At 50.7% G+C, this 26,747-nt stretch carries 28 protein-coding genes and 1 pseudogene; 26 read left to right on the forward strand and 3 right to left on the reverse strand.

Going from position 1 to position 26,747, the window contains the following annotated elements:
• Window positions 1-18: 18 nt before the first annotated feature.
• Window positions 19-720, reverse strand: a complete 702-nt coding sequence (locus F560_RS0115815; RefSeq protein WP_083932100.1) for a 4'-phosphopantetheinyl transferase family protein — start codon at window positions 718-720, stop codon at window positions 19-21.
• Between the two features lie 32 nt (window positions 721-752).
• Window positions 753-1,616 (reverse strand): LysR family transcriptional regulator, encoded by an 864-nt coding sequence (locus F560_RS0115820; RefSeq protein WP_019006732.1) that lies wholly within the window; start codon window positions 1,614-1,616, stop codon window positions 753-755.
• 367 nt (window positions 1,617-1,983) lie between these two features.
• Here F560_RS0115820 and dapA point away from each other — a divergent pair, with 367 nt between their 5' ends.
• From dapA to F560_RS0115940, 24 genes are all read left to right on the forward strand, one after another.
• The gene (dapA, locus tag F560_RS0115825; protein ID WP_019006733.1) at window positions 1,984-2,862 is read left to right on the forward strand and encodes a 4-hydroxy-tetrahydrodipicolinate synthase; all 879 of its coding nucleotides are present in this window, start codon (window positions 1,984-1,986) and stop codon (window positions 2,860-2,862) included.
• A gap of 23 nt (window positions 2,863-2,885) precedes the next feature.
• Entirely contained in the window at window positions 2,886-3,818 is a 933-nt protein-coding gene (locus F560_RS0115830) for a 3-oxoacyl-[acyl-carrier-protein] synthase III C-terminal domain-containing protein (RefSeq protein WP_169449907.1), read from the forward strand.
• A 26-nt stretch (window positions 3,819-3,844) separates the two neighbouring features.
• A complete protein-coding gene (locus tag F560_RS0115835) occupies window positions 3,845-5,251 on the forward strand; it encodes a preATP grasp domain-containing protein (protein ID WP_169449908.1) in 1,407 nt (468 codons plus the stop codon).
• Complete coding sequence (lysA, locus tag F560_RS0115840; RefSeq protein ID WP_019006736.1) at window positions 5,232-6,500, forward strand: diaminopimelate decarboxylase; 1,269 nt, start codon at window positions 5,232-5,234, stop codon at window positions 6,498-6,500. Before F560_RS0115835 ends, lysA begins: the two co-directional genes overlap by 20 nt.
• 53 nt (window positions 6,501-6,553) lie before the next feature.
• Window positions 6,554-6,814 carry a phosphopantetheine-binding protein gene (locus F560_RS0115845; RefSeq protein ID WP_019006737.1) on the forward strand — a complete coding sequence of 87 codons (261 nt, stop codon included), beginning with the start codon at window positions 6,554-6,556 and terminating at the stop codon, window positions 6,812-6,814.
• Window positions 6,815-6,816: 2 nt separating this feature from the next.
• On the forward strand, window positions 6,817-7,704 hold the full coding sequence (locus F560_RS0115850) for a hypothetical protein (RefSeq protein WP_156829025.1): 888 nt from the start codon (window positions 6,817-6,819) through the stop codon (window positions 7,702-7,704).
• Window positions 7,679-8,338 (forward strand): hypothetical protein, encoded by a 660-nt coding sequence (locus F560_RS0115855; RefSeq protein ID WP_019006739.1) that lies wholly within the window; start codon window positions 7,679-7,681, stop codon window positions 8,336-8,338. Before F560_RS0115850 ends, F560_RS0115855 begins: the two co-directional genes overlap by 26 nt.
• The gene (locus F560_RS0115860) at window positions 8,331-9,494 is read left to right on the forward strand and encodes an acyl-CoA dehydrogenase family protein (RefSeq protein ID WP_019006740.1); all 1,164 of its coding nucleotides are present in this window, start codon (window positions 8,331-8,333) and stop codon (window positions 9,492-9,494) included. Before F560_RS0115855 ends, F560_RS0115860 begins: the two co-directional genes overlap by 8 nt.
• Window positions 9,495-9,519: 25 nt before the next feature.
• The gene (locus F560_RS0115865; RefSeq protein ID WP_019006741.1) at window positions 9,520-9,777 is read left to right on the forward strand and encodes an acyl carrier protein; all 258 of its coding nucleotides are present in this window, start codon (window positions 9,520-9,522) and stop codon (window positions 9,775-9,777) included.
• An 18-nt stretch (window positions 9,778-9,795) separates the two neighbouring features.
• On the forward strand, window positions 9,796-10,758 hold the full coding sequence (locus F560_RS0115870; protein ID WP_019006742.1) for a BtrH N-terminal domain-containing protein: 963 nt from the start codon (window positions 9,796-9,798) through the stop codon (window positions 10,756-10,758).
• Window positions 10,755-11,387: a Type 1 glutamine amidotransferase-like domain-containing protein gene (locus F560_RS0115875; protein ID WP_019006743.1), complete on the forward strand. Its 633-nt coding sequence runs from the start codon at window positions 10,755-10,757 to the stop codon at window positions 11,385-11,387. Before F560_RS0115870 ends, F560_RS0115875 begins: the two co-directional genes overlap by 4 nt.
• Window positions 11,384-12,739: a phenylacetate--CoA ligase family protein gene (locus F560_RS0115880; protein WP_019006744.1), complete on the forward strand. Its 1,356-nt coding sequence runs from the start codon at window positions 11,384-11,386 to the stop codon at window positions 12,737-12,739. The genes F560_RS0115875 and F560_RS0115880 overlap by 4 nt, the downstream gene beginning before the upstream one ends.
• The gene (locus F560_RS24685) at window positions 12,721-14,082 is read left to right on the forward strand and encodes a phenylacetate--CoA ligase family protein (RefSeq protein ID WP_019006745.1); all 1,362 of its coding nucleotides are present in this window, start codon (window positions 12,721-12,723) and stop codon (window positions 14,080-14,082) included. Before F560_RS0115880 ends, F560_RS24685 begins: the two co-directional genes overlap by 19 nt.
• Before the next feature lie 10 nt (window positions 14,083-14,092).
• Complete coding sequence (locus F560_RS0115890) at window positions 14,093-14,845, forward strand: amidohydrolase family protein (protein ID WP_019006746.1); 753 nt, start codon at window positions 14,093-14,095, stop codon at window positions 14,843-14,845.
• A 13-nt stretch (window positions 14,846-14,858) separates the two neighbouring features.
• Complete coding sequence (locus F560_RS0115895; protein WP_019006747.1) at window positions 14,859-15,224, forward strand: cupin domain-containing protein; 366 nt, start codon at window positions 14,859-14,861, stop codon at window positions 15,222-15,224.
• Window positions 15,225-15,238: 14 nt separating this feature from the next.
• Window positions 15,239-16,042 (forward strand): alpha/beta fold hydrolase, encoded by an 804-nt coding sequence (locus F560_RS0115900; protein WP_019006748.1) that lies wholly within the window; start codon window positions 15,239-15,241, stop codon window positions 16,040-16,042.
• Between the two features lie 6 nt (window positions 16,043-16,048).
• Complete coding sequence (locus tag F560_RS0115905; RefSeq protein WP_019006749.1) at window positions 16,049-17,479, forward strand: class I adenylate-forming enzyme family protein; 1,431 nt, start codon at window positions 16,049-16,051, stop codon at window positions 17,477-17,479.
• A 15-nt stretch (window positions 17,480-17,494) separates the two neighbouring features.
• On the forward strand, window positions 17,495-18,646 hold the full coding sequence (locus tag F560_RS23460) for an aminoacyl--tRNA ligase-related protein (protein WP_019006750.1): 1,152 nt from the start codon (window positions 17,495-17,497) through the stop codon (window positions 18,644-18,646).
• The gene (locus F560_RS0115915) at window positions 18,634-18,888 is read left to right on the forward strand and encodes an acyl carrier protein (protein WP_019006751.1); all 255 of its coding nucleotides are present in this window, start codon (window positions 18,634-18,636) and stop codon (window positions 18,886-18,888) included. Before F560_RS23460 ends, F560_RS0115915 begins: the two co-directional genes overlap by 13 nt.
• 10 nt (window positions 18,889-18,898) lie before the next feature.
• Window positions 18,899-19,900 (forward strand): LLM class flavin-dependent oxidoreductase, encoded by a 1,002-nt coding sequence (locus F560_RS0115920; RefSeq protein ID WP_019006752.1) that lies wholly within the window; start codon window positions 18,899-18,901, stop codon window positions 19,898-19,900.
• 73 nt (window positions 19,901-19,973) lie between these two features.
• Window positions 19,974-20,732 carry an ABC transporter permease gene (locus F560_RS0115925; RefSeq protein WP_169449910.1) on the forward strand — a complete coding sequence of 253 codons (759 nt, stop codon included), beginning with the start codon at window positions 19,974-19,976 and terminating at the stop codon, window positions 20,730-20,732.
• A gap of 5 nt (window positions 20,733-20,737) precedes the next feature.
• Complete coding sequence (locus F560_RS0115930; protein ID WP_019006754.1) at window positions 20,738-21,532, forward strand: ABC transporter permease; 795 nt, start codon at window positions 20,738-20,740, stop codon at window positions 21,530-21,532.
• A 5-nt stretch (window positions 21,533-21,537) separates the two neighbouring features.
• Complete coding sequence (locus F560_RS0115935) at window positions 21,538-22,560, forward strand: ABC transporter ATP-binding protein (protein ID WP_019006755.1); 1,023 nt, start codon at window positions 21,538-21,540, stop codon at window positions 22,558-22,560.
• Complete coding sequence (locus F560_RS0115940) at window positions 22,535-23,551, forward strand: hypothetical protein (RefSeq protein ID WP_019006756.1); 1,017 nt, start codon at window positions 22,535-22,537, stop codon at window positions 23,549-23,551. The genes F560_RS0115935 and F560_RS0115940 overlap by 26 nt, the downstream gene beginning before the upstream one ends.
• A 204-nt stretch (window positions 23,552-23,755) precedes the next feature.
• Here the strand turns inward: F560_RS0115940 and F560_RS24255 are convergent.
• Window positions 23,756-25,032: pseudogene (locus tag F560_RS24255) on the reverse strand (ISNCY family transposase).
• Window positions 25,033-25,593: 561 nt separating this feature from the next.
• Between F560_RS24255 and F560_RS0115950 the strand changes: the two are divergent.
• Window positions 25,594-26,025, forward strand: a complete 432-nt coding sequence (locus tag F560_RS0115950; protein ID WP_019006757.1) for a hypothetical protein — start codon at window positions 25,594-25,596, stop codon at window positions 26,023-26,025.
• A 66-nt stretch (window positions 26,026-26,091) separates the two neighbouring features.
• On the forward strand, window positions 26,092-26,747 hold a 656-nt coding region (locus F560_RS0115955), incomplete at its 3' end, for an IS256 family transposase (protein ID WP_026298332.1).

A 26,747-nucleotide genomic window follows, 5' to 3' on the forward strand; every position in this document is an offset into this window, starting at 1 on the left:
GGCTTGATATCAGCCCATCTATGTTGAATAGGATTGGAATTCGCGAACGAGTTCCCGAAAAGGGATTCGGACAATTTCATCCGGAAAGACGGCTTGCCGGAGACAGACGCTCAGCTTGTACCGCGGATCCAGATCGTATTGCCTGAAATAAACGGGTTCGTGTTCCAGCGACGTGACGAGTCTGATTTGTCCGTCGGGCGAGATGTGAAAGGCAAAGGCGCTCAAGGGAATGGACAAGCCTTTGCCAATGGATTTGATATAGCTTTCTTTCAGCGTCCAAAGTTCATAGAAACGATCAAGCCGCATCTCGGCGGGCAAGTTGTGCAGTTGTCTCACTTCCGGCGCGGCAAAAAAACGGTCCGCGATCGTCAGGTTGACCGGGGTAACAAGCTCAATGTCCAGACCGACGGGCAATGAATCGACCGCGCATATGACCCAGGCGTTTGAATGTGAAACATTGAAATGAAAATCATGGGAGCCGGCCAAATAAGGTTTGCCCCATGAATTTTTTTTGAAGCTGAGCTGGTTATTGTGAAGCGACAACATTCGGCAGGCGAGTGTGCGGACCAAAATTTCAGCCGCCAGCGATTGCCGGGCTGTCTCATGATGGCGGTATCGACAAATTCGCTCTCGCTTGTCAGGCGCTATACAGGAAAGCAGGTGATGGAATACGGATTCGGGTATTCGCTCATGGATGAAGGTGGCATAAATCTGTGCCATGTCACCACTTCCCGCGAAGAATCAATGAATCGCTACACTTCTTCAGTCAAGATTTGCTTCAGATCATTCACGTGCGATATGAAAGCATGGTTGTGATTGATGGCCAGCCTGACCTGCATCCGCAAAATGGGATGATGAATCGGTATTGCCATCAAAATTCCTCTTTCCCTTTCCTCGGAAATCGTCATGGATGGCAATATGGAGATGCCAAGTCCGTTCATGACGCATTTTTTTATGGCTTCGACGTTGCTGAAAATGAGGTCGAACTGAATGTCGTTATGGTACAGCACCTGCTCCAGAAGTTTGCGATAGACACAGCTTTCCTCGGTCATAATAATGCGATGGCCGTGCAAATGGCGAATTTCCAATGCATCAATTCTGGACAATGGATGATCCGGGGGAGCGATCAATACGAGAGACTCTTCTTTGATTGGGATGTTGATATCAGAAGCCTCGGGTGTCCATTGGTCAAGCAGGATGGCAACGTCAATGCTGCCTTCCAGGACAAAATGCTTCAATGTGTCTTCATTTACGGTCTGAATTTCCACATTGAGATTCGGATGGCGCTGGACCAGTTTCTGGATGTACGGGGGCAAATAGTAGGCGGCTATGGATTCAGTGGCTCCAATAACAAAACGATTATTCGTCTTCATGGTTAATTTCGTCTTGAAGCAATGGTAATCGTTGAGTATTTGATTGGCAAAATGGAGCAGCTCTTCACCCTGTTTTGTCAACTCGAAGCTGTACCCGATTTTCTCGAACAACTTGACGCCGAATTCTTCCTCCACTTTTTTGAGCTGAATGGAGACGTTGGCTTGGGTATAGCCCAGTTCCTTTGCGGCCTTTGACAAGCTTTTATATAAACAGACAACCTGGAAAGTTTTCAGGTAATTCAAATTCAACCTTCCATCACCCCATTTCTTCGTTTTTGCTAAACAACAGACTTATTTGTGTCATAATTCCAATTTATTTGTCAGTTTCAAGTCTATAACCCGCATTCGTTTCTTTCAACTCCCATACTTTTAGTTTTTCCCCCATTATTTTTACTTTTCAGAACGCCCCGGCCTCAACCGGTTCCGCAACTTCCGCTTAAGCCGAATTCCGATGCAAAGCCCGCGGGGAAAAATGTCGATAGCGGCGGATTATTGTTGCTAAATTTTTCAAAATATTTATAATATTATAAAATTTTTTTATAGTTAGACATAATAACAAGGAAACATGGTATAAATATAGTAAATTCTTCAATGGAGAGTGACAAATCTCATGGATCTGTCGCGACTGAAAGGGATTTTTGTCCCCGTTGTCACTCCTTTTGACAGAAACGGACAGCTGGATCTGGCTTCATTCGAACGGTATCTGCAGCGAGTCGTGGACGCCGGGGTGAATGGACTGGTCATCAACGGGACGACGGGAGAAGCGCATTCCGTAAAGGATGACGAACTTCAGGAATTGATGAAATCCGTCAGAAAAATTGTCGGAAGCAGAGAAATTCCGGTCGTGGTCGGGGCGAGTTCCAACGACACGGCCACGGCGGTAAAAAAGGTTGAAACCGCGCGAAGAGCGGGGGCGGACGGTGTTTTGGTGGTTGCGCCATATTACGTCTTGCCGTCCAGGGAAGGGTTGATTGAACACTTCCGGGCAACGGCTTCACTCGGGGTTCCGGTTATCGTCTACGATAATCCGAAGCGGACCGGGGTGAAAATGGATGCGGACACGATCTGCGCAATCATGGAACTGGAAAACGTGATCGGCCTGAAAGACAGCAGCGGCGATATTCGCCTGGTGACCGAACTTGTCCGACGCGGTTCGAAGCCGGTCATGTGCGGAGACGATCTGCTGCTGTACGCCTCATTGTGCTGCGGTGCAACGGGAGGCATTGTTGCGTCGGCGAGTTTGCTGACAGAGCGGTTTGTCGAGTTGTTCCGGCTGTTGGATGAAGGCGACTTCCGTCAATCGAGATCGTTGTTTTTGACGTTGACACCGCTCATCGGGGCGTTGTTCAAGGAGCCGAGCCCGGGACCCATCAAGTGGCTTTTGGTTGAAACGGGGGTCATCTCCAGCGATCGTGTCCGTCTCCCTCTGACGGGAATCAGCGACGACCTCAAGCGGGAGCTCGAACAACTGCTTCAGCTCGAACGATGAAGCGGGACGGTACGGATTCAGGAATGATTTACTTAAAGCGCATTCATGCATATGTTCCATCGAAAAGAGTCCATATTGCCGACCTGCGGGATCGATTGGGCCTGGATTCACATCAGGTGCGCATCTACAATCGAATGTTTGGATTAAGCACGATCGCGGTGGCGGAAGACATGGATCTTCCCCGGTTGCTTGAACAATCGTTGATGCGGTTGATGGACGACGATTCGATCCGTCCGGACAGGATAAAATATGTCATCCATTGCCGAACAACCCCATTCGTCATGCCGCATCATCATGACATCCTGACCGTGCTCAAGCAAAAGTACGGATTGGGACACGCCATTTCTTTTTCCATTACCAACCAGAATTGCGCGACGGGAATTGCGGCGATCGAACTTGCGGGGAGACTGCTTGCGGACGAGGACGAGGATGCGGAAGCCGTCATTCTGTCCGGTGAGCTTGCCTTTCATCCCGCCGTGCAAATCATTCCGAACAACGCCATTTTCGGGGAAGCGTCGGCAAGCATTCTGGTGGGGAACAAAGGTGCAAGAAACCGGGTAATCGCTTTCAGGAGCAAAATTTTGGGCCAGTATGGAAGCGATGTATTCGAGGATTCAGACCTCATGAAAAGATTCGGTCAGGATTACATTCCAGCATTGGTCAGCACCGTCCATGAAGCATTGGAGTCTGCCGGCATAACGCCGGAGCAGCTGTCATTGATTCTTGTCCATAATGTCAATCTCCTGTCCTGGAACATGTTCAGCCAAGCATCCGGCATTCCCGTGGAGAAAATTTATCTCGACAATGTTTCCGAAATCGGACACTGTTTCACTTCGGATCCATTCATTAATTATACATCGGCCCTGAAAAACAACAGGATTCGCCCGGGTGACTATATCATGTTTGCCGCGGTCGGCATGGGGGCCATCTTCTCAGCAGCCGTGATCCGACATTGATGATCCGGCTATCGGTGGGGAGTGAAATGACGCTCATGTTGAAAGGTCCTTCCTTTGCGGATGAGTTGAAGACGGCGCTGGTGGGGGATGGCTCGGCGACGTTTATTCTGTTGAACAATTTCGAGGTTGAAACCTTCTGGAAGGATCCCGGGACAGCGGGATTGCCGAGCATTCCGTTGGGGTCGTCATCCATCATCGTAAACAGAATGGAAGAGTTCGGAATCCTTCTCGTCGGACAGGACGATTTCGTGGTATTGAAAGCGCCGGTGGATGAAACATACCGCCGATATCTCCGGCAAAACGGATTCAAAATCCCGAACATTGTGTACGTGGAGCGAAATGAGCCTCATCTGAACATCACGGAAAATGTATTGGCATGTCCGGCCACGTTGCGCCGATTGCGGGAAATCAGGCAGCAATATGACAATCTGTACCTGCTTTGTTTCGGCGTCTCCCGCCTGGAGGAAGAGCTGTCCCGATGTACTGGAATCCCGCTGGCTCAACCTGGCGCAGATGTCTTTCAAAAGGTGAACAGCAAGATATACAGCCGCTCTGTCAATGAAGCGGCCGGCATCCGGCAGATTCCCGGCTGCAACTGCTCGACACTTGAAGAATTGCGCCTCGCATACGAGAAGTTGAGCGGGTGTCTCCTTGAGAATAAGCCGCTGATGCTGAAGGATGCGATGGGCGTGTCGGGAAAAGGCATCGTCAAAATCGACAGCCCGGACCGTTTTCTCCACTGCTACCGTCTGATCGAAAGAGATGTCAAACGAAAGGGCAACCGGATTCAGTTCGTGTTGGAACAGATGGTGGATAAAGCATATGACTTGAATTATCAGTTCCTGATTACGAGGACGGGTGAAGTACGGTTTCATTTTGTGAAAGAGTCCCTTACTGATCAGGGTGTCCATGCGGGGCATCTCATACCGTCGAGGTTGTCGGCGGATCAGATCGATGTGCTTCGGAGCGCGGCGGAGAAGATTGGACGACAACTCTATCGCGACGGCTATTACGGTGTGGTCGGTATCGACGCCATTTTGGACTCGGACGGGACACTCTGGCCCAATCTGGAAATCAACGCCAGATTCAATATGTCCACCTATCAAGCAACCATCCAACAGGAATGGATTGATGAGTCCAAGTCGGCATTGGCCAAACATTACACGTTGCGGCTGAAACATCCGATCGGCTTTGAGGCCATCCTGCGCGAGCTGGATGAGTTCATCTTCACGAAGGAGAAGGGGACGGGACTGCTGGTCAATAACTTTGCCACCGTGAACGCGGCTTGGAACAAGCCCGGGGAACCTTTTGTCGGCAGGTTGTATTGCATCATCATTTCAGAGAAGTCGGCCTCCCTGGATGCGCTGGATGGCAAGATCCGGGAGAGATTGAGTCGGATGGAGTGCATCGCTCATGGTCAGGGTTCAGCATGAAATCCAAGGAATCGGCATGAGTGAGATTGCCGCAAGGTATGGTACGCCATTCTACGTTTATGATGGCGAAAATATCAAACGTCACTATCAAAGACTGAGAAAATGTCTTCCCGAGTGTCTGGAGATTTTTTATTCCCTGAAGGCCAATCCCAATATTTCGATTTGCGCATTGCTGAAATCGTTGGGTGCGCGAGCGGAAGTATCGTCCCTGGCCGAGCTGATGTGCGCACTAAAGGCGGGAACGGATCCCCGCAATATCATTTTCCTCGGTCCGGGCAAGAGAATGGAAGAATTGCAAGCTTGCCTGGAGCATCGGATCTATGCCGTTGTGGCGGAATCATTGCAGGAACTGGAGTTGTTGGACAAGATTTGTGCCGAACGGAAATCAGGCATGCGGGTCGCGATCCGGATCAATCCTTCATTCGAGGTGAAGGGCGCCAGGCTGATGATGGGGGGGAGACCCCGTCAATTCGGCATCGACCAGGATCAGCTTGAGCAAGCGAGCGCTTTTTTGGCTTCATTGAAAAACATTTCGATCATCGGGTTTCACACTTATATGGGGACCAGAATTCTGGATGAAGAGGAAGTCGCGCACAACACCCTGAACATTCTGACCATGGCGGAAAACTTGGCGCGGCTGCTCAAGATTGAATTGGAAATGGTTGACATTGGCGGCGGGCTCGGTGTCCCATACTACGACGGGGAAACAAGCATTGATCCCGTGGCGCTGGGGGAACGGATTGCACCGCACATCCAGGCATTTCATGAAAGACATCCGGAAACCCGCATCATCATGGAACTCGGCAGGTACCTTGTGGCGGAGTCGGGGTTGTTCGTTGCGAGAGTGCTATATACCAAGGAGTCTTGCGGAGAACATTTCGTCATTACGGACGGCGGGACCAACTGCCACATGGCTGCCGTCGGAATCGGATCGTTCGTGAAAAGGAATTTTCCGATTCGAAACCTGTCAAACACTGCCGGGAATGAGAAATTGACCTGCAATATCACGGGGCCTTTGTGCACGCCGAGCGATTTGCTGGCCAAGGCGGTAACGATTCCGAAAGCAGAGCCGGGCGACCTGATTGGAATCGAAAACTCCGGTGCGTACGGTCCCTCCGCATCCCCGGTCTTTTTCCTCAGTCATGGCTACCCGGCGGAGGTCATGGTGCTCAACGGGGAAGTTCATCTGATTCGTGAACGGGATACCTATTCCGGCATTCTGGATCGGATGCGCCTGATTCCATTGTAAGCGGTCAGATTGAATCGTCCAATAACCATTATCGGAAAGAGGTTGATTGGCTCATGGACAAAATGGTACAAGCCATCATTGATTCCATCCGGGAAATATCCAAAGGAAATGCCGCGAAAGAAATCACCCAAGATTCCAGGCTTTTCGAAGACCTGAACATGGATTCCGTAACGATTATTGAACTGCTCGTCTCGTTGGAACTCAAGATCGACTGTTTTGAAGCGCGCCCCGAGGATATGGTTCCCGAAAATTTCGAGACTGTCGGAAAACTTGCGGAATATATCAGAACCAGTCTGGGTGTTGCGAATCCATGACGGTGGGTGCCGGGCTTGCCATTGTGGATTCGGCCTGTGAAATTTTCCGGGACACAAAACCATACAAACAAAATCCGATTTTGCTCTCGCTGCTTAACAGCTTGCTTCGACCCTATCATTGCACGGTTGCGGAGGAGAGGCTTGTCGCAGGAAGCAATCTGGATTACGCGACAATGGCGGTTCATTTGATGGACCGGCTGCAAGCCAGAGGATCATTGGAAGGCACGGACCTGGTGGTGCTGGCGCAATATTTGCCGAATCTCCATCCTCTCCGAATCACGACCTCCCACCTGATGCACAAATATGGCTTGCGGGGAACGGCATTTGCCTTGTCAGAACGCGAGGACGCCATCGCTTACGTGGCCCTGAAGGTGATCAGGCAATATCTCCGGTCCCGGCAGTATCGGAGAGCAGTGCTTCTGGTCATGGACCAGAATACCATTCCCTATGATTCGCCGGATTTTGCAAGCATAAAACCCGAAAACTGCGGCGTGGCCCTGGTGTTGGAACTGTCTTCCGGCGATGGCCAAAAGCGTTTTCTGGAGAATTCGACGGAATCGCTTGCGGAAAGGGATTTGGGGACAACGCTGAATGATCGCCTGGAAGATATCATCCGTCGACACGGATTGGCAAGAGATCGTCTTTCCGTTATTGCGAATGCTCGATGGTACAACCGTTGGGAGAACCGGAACGGTTATGACTGCAGAATCCTCGTGACCAATGAGGAGTATCTGTCCGCTTCTCCGTTCATCACCTATTTCACGGGGAAATGCGGGGATGACAACATCATCTTCTTTCATTTGGACACGGATTTCAAATTGCATAAAGCCGTACTGATGTCAGGAAAGCGAAGTGAGATGGTGAATGATCACGGCCGAAGCATGCATTGAGGCTGTCAAACTCAACGGTATTGCAGGCGGATTTGAAATCATGGCGGATATGGCTGCCGAACCGACGGTCATCTCCAACCGCGGGTATCTGCTGGCTGCCGAGTCCATGGTTAACCTGACGAATCTCAGAGTCTATGCGGACGGGAACCGTTATGCCTGGAGCGACTGCATCGCGGAAAACGTTCATGACCCGATACTGGAACGAAACGGAATCCGGGTTTTCAAGATTTTGGAATTGCCCGAAACCTCCAATCCTTGCGATGAGCTGCGGCTATTCATCGACAGATGGGTCCTGGGATGTCGGTTGGGCATCGCGTTCAGAATGTTGGAACGTCTGATGAGCCATCTTTCCAACCGCGTTTCATTCGGCCAGAAGACGCACCAACACCAGATGATCAAGCAAGCGGTATCCGAGTTTCTGGTCATCTTCACATCGCTGCGCACACAACTGGACATGCCGACATTGACTTCGGTTGACCGGAAGTACATGCACGAAGAACTGGATCTTGGAATGAAGACAATCACCAGACTCATGGGCGGCCATGGATTTCTGAGCGGCGGGATCCACGATGACGGCTACATATCAGATTTCATCAAGATTTTGTATCGAATGGAGCACGATCAAGATGGATGAACATTTGCAGGAGCTGGAACGGCATTTTCGCGCTTATGCGCCTTATTACAGAAAAATCGGGCTGAAAATCGAACGGGATCCGGGATATGTCGAGCAATGCGCTGAATCGGAGCCTCTGCTGGTCGTCCAGCACATGTCGATCCCTGAAAGGTATTGCTCCGGCCGGGCAATCAAAACAAAGACCGGTCGAAAGCTATGCGGTTTATCCAATCTGGAGCGGGTGATCGCGATTGAGCAATTGGCTTACGGTGATGCGGGCGTATTTCTGACAGCGCCGGGGCCGTCGCTGTCCGGAGTCGTTCTGAACGAACTGGGCAGCGAGGAGCAAAAGGAGTCGTTTTTCTCTCGGTTCAATGACCGACCGATGTGGACGTTCTTCGCTTTGACCGAACCGGAGCGGGGTTCGGATGCGACCATGATCCGGACACGATTGAAGGCTGCCGATGAGGACAAGCGCTTCTATTCATTGTCCGGGGAAAAGTATTTTATCGGCAATGTGCTGCGGGCCAGCTGCGGCGTTGTGTTTGCGAGAGTTGCCGAAGGAGCGCTGGGCATCGAAGCGGTACTGGTTGAGAAAAACGACCCGGTCCGTTTTCGCGCGCAGCCGCTCGAAACGTTTGGACTTCGCGCTTTGCAGGTAAGCCATCTGGTTTTTGACGGGATGCCGATTCCCGAAAGCCAACTGTTGGGACAGCATTTGTCGAAAGGCCAGCGGGGAATTCTGGCCGCGGTGAAAATGTTCAATCAGCGCAGAACGGGAGTGGCGGCCTGCGCGTTGGGAGTCGTAAAGGCAGTCATGGACCTTGTGTCGGATGAGAGAAAAACGTTCAACGAAAAGGACAAGGAAACCATCTCCAGGCTGGAATATCGTCTGAACAGCACGAGGCAAGTGATCAGAAAAGCAGCCGAAATTGCGGATCAAGATCCGCAGAATGGCTATTACGCTTCATTGTCAAAAGTTATGGCTGTCTCTTTGGTGGAAGATGTCACAACATTCGCTGTCCAAATGCTCGGGCCGTCCGCCTTTTTGGAAAATCCGTTTTTGAACAAATGCTACCGTGACGCGCGCGGCTTCGAGTATTTGGAAGGAACATCGAACATGCAGAAGCTGAACATTTTCCAACATTATATGACCGGAAAGGTTGCACTCGCTTGACGGCGCAAAACGGGAGGTAAATCCTTTGTCGTCCACAGAGGAACGCTTTCTGAACCTGTTGCAGGACATAAAACCGAACGCCAAAGCTTTGGGCAGAACCGCCAGGATGACGGAAATCGGCCTGGATTCGTTTGAATATTTGCGGCTGGTGGCCTCTGTAGAGCAAACGTTCGGTATCTACTTCACGGAGGAAGATCTCATGAACCAACAATTGCTCGAGACGATCCAGGACTTTCTTCAGTTGATCGAAAATAAGCAGGCCTGCTGCAATAACGGCGCGTAAAGCGGGGGATATGAACCAATGATCTCGGGCATTCATCCCGTTCATTATCCGTCCTACACATGCATCGAAGATATCATTGCGTGTGTCGCGAACTATTGGAAACGCGCCCATGTTCTGATGTTCTCGGAAGTATGGAATTTTCGGTATGACCCGATGGAAGGAAAGCTTCTTCCCTTTGGCGACAGAATCCGTACGAACAAAGGGAATTACGGGGCCTATACCCGTTATCACGGCTTGTCCATTGAGCATACGGGGGAAATGAAATACGGCAGTTTGATGCCTTTGATCAAGGACAACTTGGCCGACAACCGCCCTGTTGCCATCTATATCGACTCCTACTGGTGCCCGTGGAATGAAGCGTATCAAAAACACCATTTTCCGCATTATTGCCTCATCATCGATCTTGACGATGAGAAGGAGATCGCGCGTTGTCTGGATCCGTATCTGACCGGCGACATACAAGAATTGCCGTACGGTCATATCATGCGGGGAACGGATCACGGCTACACTTTCCAGGCCGTCGATCTCCTGAACGAAGGACTTGACCGGCATGCGGTCGTTAGCCGAGCCGCCCGACGGATCCTGGAGCAGCCTCCGGGAAGAGAAAACGCCATCGACTCGATTCGGAGATTTGCCCGTGACATCGGATCGGAACTGGATCTTTCATTCGAATCGCAAAGATATGAAACCGCGAGGATCGTTCCCTTGTTCAAGTTGCTGAGCTACGTCGGTTGGGCGAGGGTCAACTTTTCGGCCTTGCTTGACCACTTTGCACACGAATGCGAGGATCGGCAGTTTGAAACATGGGCAAAGCAATTCGCGGAAATCGGGAATTTGTGGCTGGTGGTCCAGAAAATGATGGTCAAAGAGTGCATTTACTCATCCCCGCGTTTTTCGCGCGAGTCAATACGGGACAGGCTGCTCGACATTGCGGATCGGGAAGAGGACATGGCGGATTCGATCCTTCGGAGGATGGCATGACAAGGGCATTGATCGTCACGATCGGGGGCGGCCGCATCGCTGAAGGGGAGACGCTTCATATCGAGCAAATCGCATTGCAATGGCTTGACAAGCGAATCCCCAAAGTTGTCTTGCTTCCTCCATACACACCCGAACAAGAGCAATACGGCAGGAAACTCGAAGAGTATTGGACCGGATTGGGAGCCAAGGTGCGACTGCTGATGTTGAGGGATTTGGCGGATGTGGACGCCCGCGTGGCCGATGCGTTGCATGATGCGGATTACGTTTATTTCGGCGGTGGCAGTTTCGCCTGGTACGCGAATCTGTTGGCTCGCAGCAGGGTAAAGCCGCTTTTGCAGAAGGTTCTGGTCATGAAACGGATCGTTCTGTCAGGCATCAGCGCCGGAGCGTTTTGGTTCAATCCCTCTTCAATTTCGCCGCATTACGGAATCGGTCTGTTGCCAGAAGGCATCGGAGTTGCCGTTCACGCCCAGAATCCGGGAAGGATCGATCAACTTGGCGAATGGGCAAGCCTCTCGCCAACCCGTGTCGGTTATGGAATCTGTGACAAGGCCGCCATTCTGTTTCACTCGCAGAGTATTTGGAAGCAAATCGGTTCCATTATCAAAGTAAAGGGTGATGATGCATGATACCAACAATACCCAATAAGCTGCTGCACGCATACGAGAAATCCAACCCCCAAATTGTTGAACAGCTGGTCGAAACGATCCGGTACGTACATCAGAATTGTCCGTTCTACAAAAGATTGCTCACCAAGCGTCTGAGAAATCATGAGCTTAATGAAGGTTTTGTCCGGGAATTTTTTACGAAAATTCCTTTCTCGTCAAAGGAAGATGTCGTCCGAAACTATCCTGACGGGTTTCTGGCCGTGCCGAGAAGCGAAGTGGTCGCTTATTTCGAATCCTCGGGAACGTCGGGGAATACGGTCGGCAGCACGAGAAGCGTTTCCTGCTTCACGCAGAAAGATCTGGAGCGTGATCTGAACCGAAGATATTCAAAGCATCTCGGACTTTCACGGGATGATATCGTGGCGGTTGCGCTTCCCTACGCCTTGACAAGCTCCGCCTACTGTTTCCATCGTGCGGCGCAAGAGTCGGGAGCCATGACAATCGGTCTTGATTCGGGCAGCGTATTGAGCAGCCATCAGAAGCACCTGGAAATCATCAAAGGGATTGGCGTGACCGTGTTGGTATGCTCGATGCCGCTCGTATACAGCACGATGGTGGAGGCTGCCAAGGAGTCCCTGGAAGAATGGTTCGGTTCGGTTCGGGCGGTTCAATTGTGCGGAGTATCCACGATGCGCAACGGAATGAGAAAGATATCCGAGAAATTCAAAGCGCAGGTATACAATACCTACGGCTTGTCGGAGTTCGGCGCGACGACGCATACGTGCGAGTTCGGAAACATGCATGTTTACGACACGGATTTTTACATCGAGGTGATCGATCTGAGAACCGGCGATCTTGTTGAGGATGATCATCAAGGGGGAGAAATTGTCATCACGACGTTGACTCGGGAAGCTTCTCCGAAACTCAGGTACCGTACCGGCGATTTCGGATTTCTCTCCACAGAGACCTGTCAATGCCAATCTTCATCTCCGATCCTGCGGGTCAAGGGGAGGTTGAAGGACGCCGTAAAGTTGGGCGAAAGGTTCTGGATGCCGATCGATTTTGAAGAAATCCTCATGGCGGATGAGAAAACAACCGGAATGTACAAGCTCGTCTACGAGCCCAAAGAGAACGGTGAAGGCGTCATGATCAAAGTGTCGGCCGATGTCCAGGACGTTCACGACCCGGAGTTGAAGGAGCGATTGCTCGCGCAATTTCATGAGCGGATATCAAAAGATATTGCGCTTGAGCTGAACAGGACGGGGATGACCCACGAAGAGTTTCTCGATCAGAGCAAATATTCTGCCATTCGGTCTATGAAAACGATATCGCTCGATGACAGGAGGCCGGAGGAATGGTTGGTCAGCTACTGAACGACAAGATCCGGGATGAAAAATGGAGACTTATATCCGAGATCGTCACGAAAGCAAAAGAAGAGTCGCCTTTTTATCTGGACCAATGGCGGCATTTCGATACAGACAGCATTCGCTTGCCGGAGCAATGGGATCAAGTGCCATTCACAACCAGGGAGCAGATCACCTCATGCAATCCGTTCCATTTGCTGTGGAAGAGCCGGAAAAATGTGCAGGCCTATTACGAATCGTCCGGGACGACGGGCAATCCCGTCCCCGGCTTTCCCGACCTGTCCTTCGAAAAAGCCGTTTTGTTCGGGAAGTATCTGGATGAGTGGATGGGTCTGACCAAAGACAGAGTGAAGACCGCGGTCGTCGCATTGGTTTATGAGCTGAATCCGACCGGAATCCGATTCCAGATGGCCCTTCCCACGATCGGCATCACGGTCATTCCGTTCGGTGCGAGATCCACGGTTTGCACAATGGAGCGGCAGGTCAGACTCATGCGGAGAATGGATCCGGATGCCATGTTCAGCAGGCCGTTTGAAATCCTGCGCCTCGCCGATTGCTTCTACGTGTTGGGAACGGACAATCGGACATGCGGTCTGTCAAAATTGTTCTACACGGGGGAAATCGTATCTTACCACAAGCTCCAGCGGATGAGCGAGTGCTGGAATGATGCGGAAGTATACGGTCATTACGGATTGACCGAAATCGACAGCGGATTGCAATTATGCAGCCAAGGCCGGTACCATGAGCCCGCCACGCCTTATCTGCATGTTGAAATCATCGATGAGAACGGAAGCGGAGCGGTTGAGGACGGCCAATGCGGCGAGATCGTCTTGACCTCGCTGCGTCCGGAGGCCATGCCTTTGATCCGATACCGAACGGAGGACATTGGCTTCCGTCATCCTGGCAAATGCCCGTGCGGCAATGCGACGGCCAGCTATACGATCATGGGACGAAAGGTTGACTCCGTAGAGCATGGGGAAGGACGGATATTTCCGATCGAGATAGAGGATGTTTTGTTCAGCCATCCGGATATTGGCAATGAGTATCAGATTCATCTGCTTCCGGGCAACCGGCTGAAAATCGTCGCTGAACAAAGATGGGGAACAAAGCAATCTCAAAGCATGCTCGAGCAGCGGCTTGTCAGGCAGATCCAGGACCGTTTCGGCTTGACCGTCCAGGCTGAAGTCAGGGAGTTCGGAAAACTGTCGGACAGGCTGGGGATTCCCAAAGTCAAGAGCGGGAGATTCATTGACCTTCGTTGCGTGCCAAGACAAGACTGGGACGCCTACACCGAGACGAATTGCGTGGACGGAAGATTTCTGAAAGTGCAAGGGAAGCTGATCACCATCTAGGGGGTATGACATGAAGATTATTGATGCGCATGCCCATTTGATCCCCAACGAACTGGGCGTTTCCATCATAAAGCGTTACATGGTTGAAGCGAATCTTGCCAAAGTCGTTCTCGTTCCGGGCGGAATGATCAATCCCTGGGCCATGGCGAACTTTCTCAGAGGAACGGAGTCGCTTCAATTGCAGGAAGCACCCAATGAGTTTCTGCTGGATTTTTGTCGCGGTAATGAGCAATTTCTGCCTTTCTTTCAGGTGAATCCAGCCATGCATGACCGTTCGGATGTCGAAGCCGCCTTGGAGCGCGGCGCGGTTGGATTGAAGCTGAATCCCCTGGTGGACAAGGTCAGGTTTGAAGACCCGGAACTTGAAAACATCTTTGAATTGGCTCATGAGAGAGAGCTGCCCGTGTACACACATATATTATTGAACAAATCGGCTTCGATTGAATCCTTGGAGACGTTGGTCAAGAGATACCGCCGTATAGCTTTTATCATCGGGCACATGGGCTACGGAACTTCTGATCCGATGGCGATCAGTCTTGCGGCCAAATATGACAATGTTTATCTTGAAACTTCCGTCGGCGCCTATCTCACGATTAAAGCCGCGGTTGAAAAGGCCGGCGCAGGCAAGCTCATCTTCGGTTCCGAAGCCCCCGCGCATCATCCAAAGGCGGAGTGGGAGAAGATCGAACTCTTGAAAATTTCCGATGACAAGAAAGAACTGATCGCAAGTCGAAATATTCTCCGGTTGTTGAACATGGAATAAGGAGCGATCCAGTGTGGAGCCGGAAGTGAAAAGCTTATCTGAAGTAAAGGGATTATTTGTCGCCAACCACGAAGGCAAGCATGAAATCAAGAAGATTTTCGAAGCGCGCGATTTCGCCGTCTTTTATTCCCGATTGAAAGAAAATACCGATCTGCCGATGGAGGTTCACCAATTTACGGAAATCGTGTATCGCATCAAAGGCACGACCAGATTGTACATGAATGATCGGGAATACATCATCCATCCCAACAGTTATGCCATCATTCCCGAGAACGTTCAGCACCAGACCAGAGCTGTGGAAGGATCCGAATCGGTCGAACAGATCATCATCGCAATCTATGACGTATTGGAAGGCGCATTCTTCAATTCATTCAGATAGGTGGTGCCGCGGCCATGGATGGACGATTGGAATCCGGGATCCATTTTGTGACCGTGGGAGAAGACGAACCTGTTGTTTTCGTGAACGGTCTCTTCCAATCCACGGAAAGCTGGCAAGGGTTCATTCCGTCCCTTTCACGATATTATCAGGTGATTGTCTATGATATGGCCAATCAAGGGAAGTCCTATCGGGACGAGCAGATTTCGATCCGGAAACATGCATCCGATTTGCTGAAGCTCCTCCAACATTTTGGACACGAGAAGTATTTCCTGATCGGACATTCCTACGGGTGCCGGGTCATTTCCGAATTGGCCAAGACTCATTCTGACCGAATTCGCAAGGCCATTCTGACGGCAACAAGCACGAAAAGCATGATGACACGGAACAAGCGCATTTATGAAACCTGGTATTCCGTCCTGGAGTTGGCTCGCCGCGAGAATCGGGATATCGGAGAACTGTTCGCCAATCTGATCGTTCCGTTCATTTACAGCCCGGCATTCATTCATGCCAATCAAGCGTTCATTAACCATTTCGTGAACACCATCAAGCAACTTCAGCTGGAAGGCGTATCGCATAACCTGCGCGCTCTCCTTGACCATATAAACCAGGATGAAGTCATGCGGAGCCCGGCGAGCTTTGGCGTTCCGACGCTCATCATTCAAGGACGCGAGGATTATCTGACGCCGAGCTCGCTCCTGGAAATGGACGGTCACCCTGGCGAAACGATCAAGATCGTTCCGGATTGCGGCCATGCGCTGACGGTGGAAGCAAGGGATCTTATGATCCAAAACATCGTTGAATTTTTTGACGAGGGGTGAGCCGGGATGTATAACCTTGCCTGTCTTCTCGCATACCAGGCAGCATACCGGCCGGATCATTGTTTTCTGACATTTGAAGAGGAAGCTTGTTCATACAAGCAGTGTGAGAATCAGGCGATCGATATCGCCTGTCACCTCATCCGCAAGGGAGCCGTGCCCAAGAGCAAAATCATCATTGATTGTATAGATGAACGGACTTATGTATCCGCTTTGTTCGGGGTTTGGCGAATCGGTGCGATTGCCATCCCCGTTCAACCCCAACTGACGGACGCGGAGAAGGAAATGTTAAGCCGCATCGTCGAGGCTGAGTTCGTCATTACGGATACACCGCATGCCTGGCCGGGGAACCGGGTCAAGATGATACGCGCGGGGGAATGGGAACAGGCGAAAGAATCGATTCCCGTGCACGCGGCCGCGCCGGACGATGTTGCCGAGATTTTGTTCACATCGGGCTCCAGCGGCAAGCCGAAAGGGGTCATGTTGACTCACTCCAATATTTTGATGAATGCCATTGAATCCGTTCAGGCTCTGGCGCTTACCCACAAGGACATCCAATATGTAACGGTTCCGTTGGCGCATGCTTTCGGCCAGAATCGCGCGGTTATATGTTCCGTATACACGGGGGCCACTGTCCACGCGGCATCAAGGCTTGACATGAGACGGAAGATTGCGTGCATCGAGCGCGTCAATCCGACGGTAATCATTGGTTTGCCGAGTTATTATTCCATGCTGGTTGCGTCAAAGCCGGTTCTGCCGCGCCTTCGTGCAGCGGTTTCCGCTTCCGCGCCGCTGTCTCCTTCCACGCAGGAGAAATTCAAAGCCATCTATGGCGTTCCCATCCTTGTCGGATATGGATTGTCGGAATGTTCCCCTGTTATCGCCACCCAGACCTTGGATATGCCGCGGGTCGCCGGTTCCGTAGGCCGGGCGATCAGGGGGGTGGAAATCCGGATTGTCGATGAAGACGGAAACGTTGTCGAACCCGGCAATCCGGGAAGCATCCGGGTGCGGGGGCACAACGTGATGAAAGGTTATTATGGTCTGCCGCCGGGAGAAGGATTTGACGAATCCGGCTGGTTCATGACGGGAGACATTGGAAAGATGGACGCGGAAGGAAATCTCTTCCTTCTCGGCAGGGAAACCGGGTTCATCAAACGTTTTGGCTACAAGGTCTTTCCGATCGAAATTCAGAATGTCCTGCTCTCTCATCCCGGGGTGCTGGACGCGGCGGCAGTCATCATCCATCGACAGGTGACCGGCGAAGACCTGATTGCATACGTGAAACCGGCTGCCGAGGCGAAGATCACACAAACGGATCTGATTGAATTTTGCAAGCAAAAGCTTGCATTCTATAAAGTTCCCTCCCGGATCGACATTGTCGAAGAAATTCCCGCGCTGCCTTCCGGGAAGCCATTGATTGTTCAACAGTCACAATGAGCAAGGAGGGTATCCATGGAAATTCGTTACTCCGTTCGGGACTTCCTCGACGACCACCAGGCACAGGTGGTTGTCTCGAAACTGATTTACAGCAGCGAGGGCATTGTCCGATGTCTTTATGACAGTGCGGAAGGGGAGATTGTGGCTTTCCTGGCGGATGAATCCTTCAGATCCGAAGTGACGGAAGTCATCGCCAGGATTTCCCGGGAAGAAAAGCAATCATTGAACATCCGGCATCGGATTGTCAAGGAGAGGAACGAGCATGCGATATCCTTTCATGAACCGGCGGCATCCGATTTTTCGCCAGCCGTCAGAAAAGATGAAGTTGTGATCTTGTATGGCGTATTGGATGCGCTGTTCGTCCATCTGGCCCGAAAAAACAAGGCCAGATTGAGGGAATACCGGTCCATGATTTCATTCGATGCGCTTGACAAATGTCGATATATTTCATATTTCCCTCAACACATCTATATGGTGTCGGAATTTCCGCATCAAATGCCGGTCCTTGAACAGGTCAAAGAAGTACGTAAGGCGGGTTACGGAGACCTGTCGAGACTCAGCGGTTACGCACTGTCGCCGGCGGTTTGCTTCCACTGCTACATGGAATGGTGCGGAACGGCCATTGACGGGCCGGTCGTTTTGACCGCCAGGGGCAACTGTTTCAGGCATGAAGCGCCTTGGCGGCTTGGCAGCCATCGTCTCAATGAATTTTGCATGAGGGAAATCGTATTTGCAGGCGATCCGCATTTCGTTGAAAATCTTCGGAATCAAATCCTGGAGGACGTCTGGGCGATCTTCAACGATCTCGGTTTGCCCGGTCTGGTACAAACGGCGAATGATCCTTTCTACTATCAAGAGGACAAGGTGAAAGGACAGCATCAGATTATTGCCAACATGAAGTATGAGCTGATATTCCAAAATGATCAAACCGGGGAGTCATTTGCGATTGCCTCCTTCAACAACGTCAAAGACACGTTGACCAGGCAGTTTGAGATCAGGGGCTCGGACCAGACGGTCGTGCATTCGGGTTGCGTCGCGTTCGGGATCGACCGTTGGGCGTACGCATTGCTCTCCGCCTATGGAAGCGACATAAAGACATGGCCGCTTCACATCAAAAAAGCGTTGAAGCTCAATTTGGAGGATGAGGAACGGATATGGGCAACATAACAAATTTGGATCAGCATCAGGAATTGATTCAGACCATCAAGGAAGTGATGAATATTCCTCCGGATTATCCGTTGGATAAGGAGATCGGATTGGATTCATTGAACTCCATTTCTGCGATCGTCAGGCTTGAAGAAGCGTTGGGAATCAACTTCAAAAACAGCGACATGGATTTGCGATTGTTCTCAACTGTTGAAAATATTGCAACGCTTGTTGTCGAAAATTACCTCGACCACGGGAGGTGACCCCAAAAAAATGAAATACCGATTCGAAATCTTTCACGAATTTCCCACCTTATACAGCATAAGCAGCCAGGACTTCAACCATCATCTGGAGCTTGTCAAAAAGATGGAGAACTATGGCTATACAGGTTCTTTAATTTACTTTCATCATCGTACCCTTGATCCGTGGATCATCTCGACAATGATTTTGCAAAATACGGAAAACCATGTTCCGCTGATGGCCATACAACCCTATTACACGTCCCCTCTGGCAACAGCGAAGTTGATCAGAAGCATTGCGCAAATCTATGGCCGGCGAGTTTATCTCAATCTGGTCACGGGCCAATCTCAAGCGGATTTGGCAGAGGCGGGAGACCCGTCAGACAAGCACGAATTGTACGAGAAAATGAAGGAGTTCGTAACGGTTCTGAGAAGTTTGCTGCAATGCGACGAACCCTTCACATATTCCGGAAGATACTATTCATATGATGGATTGTGTGCGTTCAGCTCCGTTGAAGCCGCCATGTTCCCGAAAATTTTCGTGGCAAGCGGATCGGGTTCGGAGGAAAGCATCGCGTTGGCGAACGCGTTCGGGGATGCCATTTTGAGAATACCGGTTTCATTTGATGATTACAGTAAAAATTTTGCTCCGAAAATTGGCGAACATCTGGAAACCGGGATCAAGTTCAAACTGATATGCCGAAAATCGTCCGACGAGGCTCAAGAAACGGCCGCCAAAGACAGGGCTGACTTTATTGCGCGTTCGATCAAGAAAAATCAAATCAAACATGAAGTTTCTTTCTCGGTACTGGAGGAAAAAATCTTCTATCCGTTGACCTATACCGGGGATTGCCCGCTGCTCGTCGGAAGCTACGAAGAAGTGGCGAGCTATTTGGAACAATACCTGAAGCTCGGAACCAAGAGCATCATCGTGAGCAACATACGATCAGAAGAAGATCTTGAACATAACGCTCAAGTGTTTCGCATGCTTCGTTCTGACAACATCCCCGTCGTTTCCAGTAAAAACGCCTGCTAATTTAGTATCGGAAGAGGTCGGATGACGGTTGCGGATCTTTCTGAAATCCATTCATATCGCACTGAAGGTGAATTTGGCCTATCCGCGCGATTATTTGATTTCATTGGTGATTTATCCGTTCATTTTGATTCTGAACATTCACCTTTTTACCAGCATCTATGCCTACAGCGAGGTTTCGCACATCAAAGGATACAGTCTGTCCCAAATGATATGGTATTACGGGGCGACAACTTTTGTGTGGATTTTCATATTCAATTTTACCGACAGACGCATATCAAACTACATTTTGACCGGAGAATTGGGGTTGCGGCTGCTGCGACCCGTTTCGTTGTTTCAATACGAAATGGCAAATGCCATTGCTTTGCGCATTGTCGGCATTCTGTTTGAATTTATTCCCGGTATGGTCATTTACTCACTCATTTATTCGCCGAATTTTCTCACAATCGCGTCTCTCCTCAAATTTTTCGCAGTGGTGGCCCTGGCGTTCGTACTGAATTACGTCCTGAACTTTATCATCGGTGTGACCGCATTCATCACCCAGAACAATGCGGGTTTCAAAAGGCTGATGGGAGCTGTGACGACACTGCTCGGCGGGGCCATGATTCCGTTGGATTTTTTCCCCGGCTGGCTTCAGACCGTTTGCGATTATTTGCCGTTCAAATATTTGTTCTACGAACCCGTTCGTTTCTTTATCAATCACGGGGACATTTCGACGGCAGAAGCGTTCTATCGTGTGATTTTCATTGATATCGCGTGGATTGCGGCATTGTACATCATAGCGAAAATCGCATGGAAATTAATGCTGAAAAACGTTGTCGTGGCAGGGGGATAATCGGCGTGCAAACCGTTGCCGGATTGCTGAGACTCTATGTTTACCATATGAAAATGGGCATTTCCAGCGCCATGATCTATCGGGCCGATTTCATAACGGGGATTTTCGTTTCGATTTTCGTTTCCGGTATCGGCCCGTTCGTGCAATTTTTGTATTTTACGCATACGCGCGGGTATCCTGAATGGACATTGAATCAAATTCTGCTTTTCCAGGGCTTGCTTCTGCTCTGGTTCGGGCTCAGGGATTTGCTGTTCGGCCAGGTCAGAAATACCGTGATGGACATGGTCTGGAAAGGCGACTTCGACCGTTTGCTGCTGAAGCCTTATCCAACCGTGGGTTTATTGCTGTGCAGCGGGTTTCAGCTTCACGGGATTGGATCCTGCATCGCGGGTGTATTGGTTACGGTATTGGCCTTCCACCGCCTTGACGTTTCCATCAACTTATGGACGGTTCCATTATTGATTGTCGCCTTGATTTGCGGAGTGGTCCTGTTTATGGCCATTACGATATTTTACTGCTCGATCGTCATCATGTTGATCCAGATCAGCCGGATCAGCGAATTGTTCGATCGGATTACCGACTTTGCCAACTACCCCGTCAACATTTACCCGCTTGCGCTAAGGGTCGTGATGATTGTGTTTTTGCCGTTTGCGGTATGGACGTATTATCCAACCCAAATTTTGCTCGACCGGTTGGATTACGGCATATGGTTCGCATTGGCCGGATGTGTCGGTGTTTTCTATCTCAGCATCAAGGTGTGGTATTTGTGTCTCAAAATGTATACCAGTGCCGGGGGTTGAGCGGAATGGACGAGATCATCATCAAAGTTCAAGGGCTGCGGAAAACATTCAAAAAGCTGAGAAAGAAGGAAGGGTTCCTGTCGTCTTTCCGCTCGTTGCTGATAAGGGATTTTGAGCGGATACACAGCGTCAAGGGGATCGACATGGAGATTCGCAAGGGAGAAATACGGGGAATCATCGGGCCGAACGGCGCGGGGAAATCGACGACGATCAAAATGCTGTCAGGCATTCTTTTTCCGACGGAAGGCACAGTTGACGTGATGGGGTTTACCCCGTGGCTGGACAGAGAACGATATGTCCGGCATCTCGGTGTTCTCTTCGGTCAAAAGTCTCAACTGTGGTGGGATCTGCCCCCCATCGACACTTTTTTGCTGATAAAGGAGATGTACCGGATTCCCGAGGAAGACTTCAAGGCGAGGTTGAATCGTTTCAAATCGATGCTGCAGATCGAGCGCATCATCTACCAACCGGTGCGCACGCTTTCTTTGGGGGAGAGAATGAAGTGCGAGCTTGTCTGTGCCGTCCTTCATGAACCTCCTCTGGTATTTCTCGACGAACCGACAATCGGTCTGGACATTGTCTCGAAAGAAACGATACGCGAGTTCATCAAGCAAATGAGCCGCGACAAGCAAACGACATTCATTGTCACAACCCATGACCTGGCCGACATCGAAAATCTGTGCGATCGTGTGACCATTATCAACAAGGGAACGATTGTCTTCGACGATTCGATGGAGCGGCTAAGCTCCTATTTCTCGAACAGGAAAGTCGTCGAGATCAAATTTACCCAACCTGTTGAAGAGAAGTTGCTGGATTCCTACAAGGTCATTTCTTCAGGCGCCATGTCCGTATCGATCGAGATCGATACCGGCGAATTTGATTTGAAGAAGGTGATCTTCGAAATCCTGGACCGTTTTCCCGTATTGGATGTCAACATCATGAATATTCCCATCGAGGAAGTGATCAAGCATATTTACAGTCACGAAGAGAAGGTGGTTGGATATGGGGAAAAAGTTGGAGTTGGGTGAGCCGGTTATCAGGGGCTATCTGCACTACGCCTACCAACTGGGGATCCTGTCCCGGGTCGCCGCGGCCAGGCAATGGATATACAGCAACTATATCCAGCTGGTCTGCGACGAGCGAAGCACGCTTGTTCCGCTCCAATTCTACATGCCGAATGATGCGGGCTACAACTGGACACTGACCTGTCCCTTGCTCGAGCAGCAGGTCATCTCCAGAGAAATGATCACGGATTACAACGTGAATTTTCTCAAGTTCATTAAGCATGCGATAGACAATGAATGGTACGTTGTATGCCACATCAATGAAAAGTACATAAAGGACACCATGGCATACCAACGATCCGATTTCAATCACATGATGATGGTGCATGGTTACGACAATGAAAAAGGGACGGTTCAGGTCTCCGGATACAATAACAAAAGGCAATATGCGTCATGGGAGGTGCCCAAGGACCAGCTTGAAGAGGCGTTCTATCGCAACAAGCCGGACTTTCTGGAAGAGCAGATGCTGCGTCTCTATCGTGTGCATCGAAATATTGACGATTATGACGCGGCATTCGAATTGAAGCCAATCGCGGAGGGGATAAAGTGTTTTCTGCTGTCGCAACCCCCGGACCGCAACATCATGTTGAAAAATCGAAGGGTCAGGTTGACCTTTGGACTGAACGCCTATGATCAATTCATCATGTATTTGGAGAAAGTGTGCAACGGGGAAGTCAGGCCCAACCATATTCCGCTTCATGCCTTCATGGACCATAAATTGATGATGATCAACCGTCTCAAATATATCATGGAGCATAGACATGACCTGGACCTTCATGAATACATCCGGCAGTATGAAAGCTACGCCCAGCTCCTGGAAACCGCCAGAAACGTGATGCTGAAAAGCAGCATTGCCAATAAATTTGAAGGTGTCCTTGATATCATTGAAGACATAAAAGGACTGAAAATAAAGGAGGAGCAAACGCTGCAACGGCTTGTTCAGGGCCTGGACTGATCGATGCGAATCATGGAAAGAGCGTTCATGGCATGGCGCCGGCATCCTTCGACAACGGAGCGTACCGGGCGGATCGGATCCGTTCGGCTCGTTGTTGAACGGAATGCCGGCATTTTATGCGAAAAAAGGATGTCAATACTCTGTGAAAATGTCACATTAACTCTTCTGTGGAAATGTCACTTTTGTAGTGTTCCGAAGTCACCGTCAGGTGACTTGGACTGGCGTTGATTTTGTGTTATTCTGTAACTGTTTCGGATTCCAAGCCTTCCTCCAAGGATGGCTGGCGGCGGGTTTGCGTGGTGACGCAGGCACCGCCCTTTTTGTTTCAGTTTTCGCCTGACGCTCGGGCTTCTCCGTTGCTCGAAGCGCCAGCGCCGTGCCCTGATGCCAGAGAGCGTCTCTCGCACCTCGACCGTCGTCTTCGCGTCGAATCGGAATGAAGCAGGCCGGGCGAGCGTGTAGACCGTGCCATTGTAGGAGATCGTGTTTCCAGGCCCGAGATTCCGGTATTCGCGTATGGTGAATACATGATCCAGGTTGACGGATGGATCAAGCGGTATGTACGCTGACTCCGCTTCTTTGGGTTTCACTGCGAATTGGCGATTATGCTTCTCCAGCAGCTTGGGCAGCGCCGCGTTGGCCTCCTCGATGGTCTTTACGCCGAGCGTCCGCAGTTCGATCACCAAGCGGTCCTGTAATGTCGGCCAAAGGCGTTCGATGCGGCCTTTCGCTTGGGGCGAGAGGGCCTTGATATGCTCGATATTGAGCTCCGCCATCGCCTTGCCGAAGTGGGAAAGCGGCTTTGTCTCGCCGGCGAGTTCTTGCTCAAGTGTAAGCTTCTCATTGGGCGAGCGGAAGATGGTGTGCTTGTCGCTGTAAAGCCCAAGCGGCACGCCGTATTTCCGGATGCCTTGCATCATGACAAGCGAGTAGCCCTCACGGCATTCGGTTGGACGAAACATGGCGCCGACAACGGTGCCTGTCGCGTCGTCAATGGCAGCATGCAGCGTGAAGGAGGGCGCACGATCCTCCAGCCAGGCGTAGGGGGTGGCGTCAATCTGCCAGAGCATCCCGGCTTGGGGTTTGCGCTGACGAGGCTGATGGGTTTTGCCGCGCCGCCGCTGTTTTACTTGTTTGATGCCCTTGGAAAGCAAAATGCGTCTGACGCTGGAATGGCTCAGCTTCAGCGACTCGTGTTCCTCCAAAAGCTCCGCAAAGTGGCAGTTGTTGCTGCCGTAGTATTTCGTGTTGTACAACGTGACGACCTGTTGTTTGACTTCCTCCGACAAGGCGTGACTCGGCTTTCTTCCACGATTCCGGTGTGCCAGCGCCTGGGCTCCTCCCTCTGCCATATATTTCTTTTTCAGCCGAATCACTTGCCCTACGCTAAGTCCGAGTACCGCTGCTCCTTCCAAGTTGGTCATGTGTCCGTCGAGGATTTTCTCCACCACAAGTGCCTTTTTCCATTCTGCTCTGGTCAATGTCACAATCTCCTGTCCCATGGTGACATTATCTCAGAACAGTTACACCGTGACATTATCACAGCACAACAACAATTTACCCGAACATATGCTTGCATTTCTTGTTGGGAGGGAGTATAATAACATTGTAATTTTTTCCGCCCTACACTCCCGATGCAGGAGACAAGGGATTCCCTCGCTTGTGGTTTCGATCTCCACGGAACCGATACAAGAAGGATGCTGAATCCGAAAGGACAGCAGTTGATTACCCCATCCGTGGACTTTACCCTGATGGAGACAGGTGTGAAGCTGGGCAACACGGAGCGAAACTGTATCCCGACACTCCCATTTGGCAGGAGTTGAGGGCCATGGTACCGAGAGGGCCGTGTAAAAAAGCTTGGCGCATGCGTGTGCGCTTTGAAACATTTAATAATATTTAAAGCCGATTCTTTGCGACGATGATTTGCGCGAGGGATCGGCTTTTTGCATTATGTGGGCATAAAACAAAAGAGTTTTTGAAATCCGGCCTGTATAAAGCTCATCAGGCCGGATTTTATATTTAAAAACAGGAGGAATGTTAAAATGCCAAACCACGTTTTTTCTCGTGTCGTCATAACGGGACCGAAGGAAGAAATCAGGCGGTTTACCGTTTCCGCCAAACTTACCCAAATGGAAGGGAAATGGGACATCAACGCTCTTTACCCGAATACTTTGAGCGAATTTTCTTCGCCGGTGCGCATCGTTTCCCAAGAAGAATATGACGCACAGCAAGACCAGCCGTTGATTGGCCGCGCTATGACGCAAGAAATGCGCGTTCAGTTCATCGCGCAATACGGAACGGCGGACTGGTATCGCTGGGCGATTACCCACTGGGGGACGAAATGGGGCGTGTACGATCTGGTTGAGGAATCGCTGACCGACGAAGAAGTCATCTTGCGTTTCTCGACCGCTTGGACGCCTGCTACCGGCGTTATAGTCCATAGTAGTGGTGTAAAATGGCTCCGAGCTTCTTGACAAGGGAAGCCACGGTATGATTTCTACTAAAGTGACGCGACTCACCTTTAGAAGGAGGATCAAACCGTGGCTTCTATAGATAGAATGTCACTTTTGGAGCTTTTGCGCAAGTCCGGTTCTGACGGTGATGTGGATTTTTTAAAGGAAGCCTTGAATGGTCTTGTTCATTCCTTGATGGAGGCGGAAGTAGCGGCCAAGATCGGTGCCGAGCGTTATGAACGAAACACGGAAAGAACCAACCAGCGGAACGGTTACCGGCAACGGGAGTGGCATACCCGGGTCGGCACGCTCGATCTGAGCATTCCGAAGCTTCGCAAAGGCAGCTATTTTCCCTCCCTGCTTGAACCCCGGAAGCGTGCGGAAAAGGCATTGCTTTCCGTTGTACAGGAGGCGTACATACACGGCGTCAGTACACGAAAAGTCGATGAACTCGTGGAATCCCTGGGCATGAAAGGCATTAGCAAAAGCGAAGTATCCCGGATATGCCGGGAACTCGACGAAGTCGTGATGGCATTCAAAGAGCGTCCGCTCGAGGGACAATTTCCTTATGTCTGGTTGGATGCTACGTTCCCGAAAGTGCGCGAGGGCGGCCGGGTACGCAGCATGGCGCTTGTCGTGGCCATCGGTATCCGGGAGACCGGTGACCGGGAAGTGCTCGGTTTTGATCTCGGCATGAGCGAGGACGGCTCGTTTTGGCTTGAGTTTCTACGGAAACTGGTCGC

It is taken from the genome of Cohnella laeviribosi DSM 21336 (assembly GCF_000378425.1).
GTDB lineage: Bacteria > Bacillota > Bacilli > Paenibacillales > Paenibacillaceae > Cohnella > Cohnella laeviribosi.

Excerpts from the sequence above, each read along its gene's own strand:
- F560_RS0115815 (WP_083932100.1), bottom strand. The coding sequence starts at position 720 with ATGGCACAGATTTATGCCACCTTCATCCATGAGCGAATACCCGAATCC.
- dapA (WP_019006733.1), top strand. The coding sequence starts at position 1,984 with ATGGATCTGTCGCGACTGAAAGGGATTTTTGTCCCCGTTGTCACTCCT.
- F560_RS0115830 (WP_169449907.1), top strand. The coding sequence starts at position 2,886 with ATGATTTACTTAAAGCGCATTCATGCATATGTTCCATCGAAAAGAGTC.
- F560_RS0115835 (WP_169449908.1), top strand. The coding sequence starts at position 3,845 with ATGACGCTCATGTTGAAAGGTCCTTCCTTTGCGGATGAGTTGAAGACG.
- lysA (WP_019006736.1), top strand. The coding sequence starts at position 5,232 with ATGGTCAGGGTTCAGCATGAAATCCAAGGAATCGGCATGAGTGAGATT.
- F560_RS0115845 (WP_019006737.1), top strand. The coding sequence starts at position 6,554 with ATGGACAAAATGGTACAAGCCATCATTGATTCCATCCGGGAAATATCC.
- F560_RS0115855 (WP_019006739.1), top strand. The coding sequence starts at position 7,679 with ATGATCACGGCCGAAGCATGCATTGAGGCTGTCAAACTCAACGGTATT.
- F560_RS0115860 (WP_019006740.1), top strand. The coding sequence starts at position 8,331 with ATGGATGAACATTTGCAGGAGCTGGAACGGCATTTTCGCGCTTATGCG.
- F560_RS0115870 (WP_019006742.1), top strand. The coding sequence starts at position 9,796 with ATGATCTCGGGCATTCATCCCGTTCATTATCCGTCCTACACATGCATC.
- F560_RS0115875 (WP_019006743.1), top strand. The coding sequence starts at position 10,755 with ATGACAAGGGCATTGATCGTCACGATCGGGGGCGGCCGCATCGCTGAA.
- F560_RS0115880 (WP_019006744.1), top strand. The coding sequence starts at position 11,384 with ATGATACCAACAATACCCAATAAGCTGCTGCACGCATACGAGAAATCC.
- F560_RS24685 (WP_019006745.1), top strand. The coding sequence starts at position 12,721 with ATGGTTGGTCAGCTACTGAACGACAAGATCCGGGATGAAAAATGGAGA.
- F560_RS0115890 (WP_019006746.1), top strand. The coding sequence starts at position 14,093 with ATGAAGATTATTGATGCGCATGCCCATTTGATCCCCAACGAACTGGGC.
- F560_RS0115900 (WP_019006748.1), top strand. The coding sequence starts at position 15,239 with ATGGATGGACGATTGGAATCCGGGATCCATTTTGTGACCGTGGGAGAA.
- F560_RS0115905 (WP_019006749.1), top strand. The coding sequence starts at position 16,049 with ATGTATAACCTTGCCTGTCTTCTCGCATACCAGGCAGCATACCGGCCG.
- F560_RS23460 (WP_019006750.1), top strand. The coding sequence starts at position 17,495 with ATGGAAATTCGTTACTCCGTTCGGGACTTCCTCGACGACCACCAGGCA.
- F560_RS0115915 (WP_019006751.1), top strand. The coding sequence starts at position 18,634 with ATGGGCAACATAACAAATTTGGATCAGCATCAGGAATTGATTCAGACC.
- F560_RS0115920 (WP_019006752.1), top strand. The coding sequence starts at position 18,899 with ATGAAATACCGATTCGAAATCTTTCACGAATTTCCCACCTTATACAGC.
- F560_RS0115935 (WP_019006755.1), top strand. The coding sequence starts at position 21,538 with ATGGACGAGATCATCATCAAAGTTCAAGGGCTGCGGAAAACATTCAAA.
- F560_RS0115940 (WP_019006756.1), top strand. The coding sequence starts at position 22,535 with ATGGGGAAAAAGTTGGAGTTGGGTGAGCCGGTTATCAGGGGCTATCTG.
- F560_RS0115950 (WP_019006757.1), top strand. The coding sequence starts at position 25,594 with ATGCCAAACCACGTTTTTTCTCGTGTCGTCATAACGGGACCGAAGGAA.